Genomic DNA, 5,536 nt, shown 5'->3' on the forward strand with positions numbered 1-5,536 from the left:
GCTATGACCGCCGTAACCCTGTTACCCCTACTGTCAACACACTCCCCCCTTCCAGCCCGTCAGGGGTGGGGTGGGTGGTGTTGGTCGTGGGTAGTCTTGGTGGTTACAACACTACTGTTGCACTGTTCAATTTTTATCCACCCCTGCACGGGGTGGTGGTTCGGTTGGTTGTTGTTCCGCAACCGCATAGTGGACGCTACGCATCTGGCCCTCTCATACCCTTTGAAGCGGGTATGAGAGATGCTTGTGTGTGTAAGTTATCGGCCTATTAGTACCGGTCGGCTTCACAAGTCGTTAGTCCTTGCTTCCACGTCCGGCCTATCAACCCAGTGATCTGCTGGGGGCCTCCCGACCCGAAGGTCGTGGAAATCTCATCTCGAAGCTGGCTTCCCGCTTAGATGCTTTCAGCGGTTATCCTTCCCGAACGTAGCTAATCAGCGGTGCACCTGGCGGTACAACTGACATACCAGAGGTTCGTCCGTCCCGGTCCTCTCGTACTAAGGACAGACCTTCTCAAATTTCCTGCGCGCGCAGAGGATAGGGACCGAACTGTCTCACGACGTTCTGAACCCAGCTCGCGTACCGCTTTAATGGGCGAACAGCCCAACCCTTGGGACCTACTCCAGCCCCAGGATGCGACGAGCCGACATCGAGGTGCCAAACCATGCCGTCGATATGGACTCTTGGGCAAGATCAGCCTGTTATCCCCGAGGTACCTTTTATCCGTTGAGCGACGGCCGTTCCACAACGGGCCGCCGGATCACTAGTCCCGACTTTCGTCCCTGCTCGAGCTGTCGCTCTCACAGTCAAGCCCCCTTGTGCACTTGCACTCGACACCTGATTGCCAACCAGGCTGAGGGGACCTTTGGGCGCCTCCGTTACATTTTGGGAGGCAACCGCCCCAGTTAAACTACCCATCAGGCACTGTCCCTGACCCGGATCACGGGCCGAAGTTAGATGTCCAGAGTGACCAGAGTGGTATTTCAACGATGACTCCACACGAACTAGCGTCCATGCTTCAACGTCTCCCACCTATCCTACACAAGCCACACCGAACACCAATACCAAACTATAGTAAAGGTCTCGGGGTCTTTCCGTCCTTCTGCGCGTAACGAGCATCTTTACTCGTAGTGCAATTTCGCCGAGTTCACGGTTGAGACAGCGGGGAAGTCGTTACTCCATTCGTGCAGGTCGGAACTTACCCGACAAGGAATTTCGCTACCTTAGGATGGTTATAGTTACCACCGCCGTTTACTGGGGCTTAAATTCTCAGCTTCGCTCCGAAGAACTAACCGGTCCTCTTAACCTTCCAGCACCGGGCAGGAGTCAGTCCGTATACATCGTCTTGCGACTTCGCACGGACCTGTGTTTTTGATAAACAGTCGCTTCCCCCTGGTCTCTGCGGCCCATACACCCTCCACCCAGCAAGTGGGCTTCAGGCTCAGGGCCCCCCTTCTCCCGAAGTTACGGGGGCATTTTGCCGAGTTCCTTAACCATGATTCTCTCGATCGCCTTAGTATTCTCTACCTGACCACCTGTGTCGGTTTGGGGTACGGGCGGCTAGAACCTCGCGTCGATGCTTTTCTTGGCAGCATAGGATCACCGGATCCCCCACCTAGTGGGGGCCTATCGGGTCTCAGGCACACGCCTGGCGGATTTGCCAACCAGACACCCTACACCCTTGGACCAGGTCAATTCCATTGCCTGGCCCGGCTACCTTCCTGCGTCACACCTGTTAATACGCTTGCCTTATCGGTTCAGGTCCCGCGCTCCCCCACCACGTCCCCCGAAGGGGATCCAGGCAGGTTCGGGCGGTTAGTATCACCGACTCAGCATGGGCGGTTCTTCGCCGGTACGGGAATATCAACCCGTTGTCCATCGACTACGCCTGTCGGCCTCGCCTTAGGTCCCGACTTACCCAGGGCAGATTAGCTTGACCCTGGAACCCTTGGTCATCCGGCGGACGGGTTTCTCACCCGTCTTTCGCTACTCATGCCTGCATTCTCACTCGTGCACAATCCACCGACGCTTACGCCCCGGCTTCACCTCGTACACGACGCTCCCCTACCCATCCAACTTGCGTTGAATGCCACGGTTTCGGCGGTGTGCTTGAGCCCCGCTACATTGTCGGCGCGGAATCACTTGACCAGTGAGCTATTACGCACTCTTTCAAGGGTGGCTGCTTCTAAGCCAACCTCCTGGTTGTCACAGCAACTCCACATCCTTTCCCACTTAGCACACGCTTAGGGGCCTTAACCGGTGGTCTGGGCTGTTTCCCTCTCGACCATGAAGCTTATCCCCCACGGTCTCACTGCCACGCTCTCACTTCCCGGCATTCGGAGTTTGGCTGACGTCAGTAACCTTGTAGGGCCCATCTGCCATCCAGTAGCTCTACCTCCGGGAAGAAACACGTGACGCTGCACCTAAATGCATTTCGGGGAGAACCAGCTATCACGGAGTTTGATTGGCCTTTCACCCCTACCCACAGCTCATCCCCTCCATTTTCAACTGAAGTGGGTTCGGTCCTCCACGCGCTCTTACACGCGCTTCAACCTGGCCATGGGTAGATCACTCCGCTTCGGGTCTAGACCGTGCCACTCAAACGCCCTATTCAGACTCGCTTTCGCTACGGCTTCCCCACACGGGTTAACCTTGCGACACAGCACTAACTCGCAGGCTCATTCTTCAAAAGGCACGCCGTCACCCCAAAAGGCTCCGACGGATTGTAGGCACATGGTTTCAGGTACTATTTCACTCCCCTCCCGGGGTGCTTTTCACCATTCCCTCACGGTACTGATCCGCTATCGGTCAACAGGTAGTATTCAGGCTTACCAGGTGGTCCTGGCAGATTCACACGGGATTTCTCGGGCCCCGTGCTACTCGGGCACACTCTCTAAGCGGCGGTACGCATTCGCACTACGGGACTCTCACCCTCTACGGTCAGCCATCCAAAGCTGTTCGTCTATACGCCCGCTCCTCACCACCCCAAGCCGGCAGACCTGGGACGAAAGGGCCCACAACCCCGAACACGCAACCCCTGCCGGGTATCACACGTGAACGGTTTAGCCCCATCCGCTTTCGCTCGCCACTACTCACGGAATCACATTTTGTTTTCTCTTCCTGCAGGTACTGAGATGTTTCACTTCCCTGCGTTCCCTCCAACCGGCCTATGTGTTCAACCGGCGGTCACACACTCACAGGTGTGCGGGGTTCCCCCATTCGGAAATCCTGGAATCAACGTCCGGTTATCGACTCCTCCAGGCTTATCGCAGATTCCCACGTCCTTCATCGGCTCCTGTTGCCAAGGCATCCACCATGCGCCCTGAAAAACTTAGCCACACAAGGCCAAGCCCTCAATGAGCAACACCCACCACCAACCACCCACCAAAAGCGGGGGTCAACAACGGGTGTATCAAAAGATGACTACATTCTCGGCGCTACCACACACCACCAGGGGGCGATGCGCAGCAGCAATAAAAATAAGATGCTCGCGTCCACTATGCAGTTCCCAAACAACAACCCGCACCACACCACCCACACCAACGAATCAACGTCAATGCTTCAGCATGGCCGGAACCAGACCACAGGCCCGGAACAACCACCCCCACACCACACCACCACCCGCCCCCTCGAAAGAGGACCCAGCGATCATGTGCTGCACGAGCAGCCGGTCCTGTTGTCCCAGGACCCAACAGTGTGCCAACACCCCAACCCATCCAAACCCGGTAAGTCCTTCCACACGACGGCGCGACATCCAGGGCAACACCCCAGACGCCCATTCCAGACGCAGTACTACGACCACCAGCCGGTACGGCCAGGGCACTATTCGTTGATGTTCCACCCATGAGCAACTCGCCGACCCACGAACGGGGCCGCTACGAGCACTACACCTGAACCACAACACCACCGACACCAGGGTCGAGGGCTTGTTGGCTAAGGGGCTCCTTAGAAAGGAGGTGATCCAGCCGCACCTTCCGGTACGGCTACCTTGTTACGACTTAGTCCCAATCGCCAGTCCCACCTTCGACGGCTCCCCCCACAAGGGTTGGGCCACCGGCTTCGGGTGTTACCGACTTTCGTGACTTGACGGGCGGTGTGTACAAGGCCCGGGAACGTATTCACCGCAGCGTTGCTGATCTGCGATTACTAGCGACTCCGACTTCATGGGGTCGAGTTGCAGACCCCAATCCGAACTGAGACCGGCTTTTTGGGATTAGCTCCACCTCACAGTATCGCAACCCATTGTACCGGCCATTGTAGCATGCGTGAAGCCCAAGACATAAGGGGCATGATGATTTGACGTCGTCCCCACCTTCCTCCGAGTTGACCCCGGCAGTCTCCCATGAGTCCCCGGCATAACCCGCTGGCAACATGGAACGAGGGTTGCGCTCGTTGCGGGACTTAACCCAACATCTCACGACACGAGCTGACGACAACCATGCACCACCTGTGAACCCGCCCCAAAGGGGAAACCACATCTCTGTGGCGATCGAGAACATGTCAAGCCTTGGTAAGGTTCTTCGCGTTGCATCGAATTAATCCGCATGCTCCGCCGCTTGTGCGGGCCCCCGTCAATTCCTTTGAGTTTTAGCCTTGCGGCCGTACTCCCCAGGCGGGGCACTTAATGCGTTAGCTGCGGCGCGGAAAACGTGGAATGTCCCCCACACCTAGTGCCCAACGTTTACGGCATGGACTACCAGGGTATCTAATCCTGTTCGCTCCCCATGCTTTCGCTCCTCAGCGTCAGTAACAGCCCAGAGACCTGCCTTCGCCATCGGTGTTCCTCCTGATATCTGCGCATTTCACCGCTACACCAGGAATTCCGGTCTCCCCTACTGCACTCTAGTCTGCCCGTACCCACCGCAGATCCGGGGTTAAGCCCCGGACTTTCACGGCAGACGCGACAAACCGCCTACGAGCTCTTTACGCCCAATAATTCCGGATAACGCTCGCGCCCTACGTATTACCGCGGCTGCTGGCACGTAGTTAGCCGGCGCTTCTTCTGCAGGTACCGTCACTTTCGCTTCTTCCCTACTGAAAGAGGTTTACAACCCGAAGGCCGTCATCCCTCACGCGGCGTCGCTGCATCAGGCTTGCGCCCATTGTGCAATATTCCCCACTGCTGCCTCCCGTAGGAGTCTGGGCCGTGTCTCAGTCCCAGTGTGGCCGGTCACCCTCTCAGGCCGGCTACCCGTCGTCGCCTTGGTGAGCCATTACCTCACCAACAAGCTGATAGGCCGCGAGTCCATCCAAGACCGATAAATCTTTCCACCCCCCACCATGCGATGGAAGGTCGTATCCGGTATTAGACCCAGTTTCCCGGGCTTATCCCAGAGTCAAGGGAAGGTTACTCACGTGTTACTCACCCGTTCGCCACTCATCCACCCCAGCAAGCTGGAGCTTCAGCGTTCGACTTGCATGTGTTAAGCACGCCGCCAGCGTTCATCCTGAGCCAGGATCAAACTCTCCGTAAAAAACAAAAAGCGGACAACACACAGACCCGGCGGAAAACCAGACCCACATGCCACCCAAAATC

The 5,536-nt window shown here is 57.1% G+C and carries 2 rRNA genes; both read right to left on the bottom strand.

Annotation, left to right across the window (positions count from 1 at the left end):
- Positions 1-248 precede the first annotated feature (248 nt).
- A 23S ribosomal RNA gene (locus IEX49_RS16585) occupies positions 249-3,337 on the bottom strand.
- 612 nt (positions 3,338-3,949) lie between these two features.
- Positions 3,950-5,474 (bottom strand): 16S ribosomal RNA (locus tag IEX49_RS16590).
- The 16S and 23S rRNA genes sit together here, the layout of an rRNA operon.
- Between the last annotated feature and the right edge of the window lie 62 nt (positions 5,475-5,536).

The organism is Citricoccus zhacaiensis, from assembly GCF_014645315.1.
In the GTDB taxonomy this organism is placed as follows: Bacteria; Actinomycetota; Actinomycetes; order Actinomycetales; family Micrococcaceae; genus Citricoccus; species Citricoccus zhacaiensis.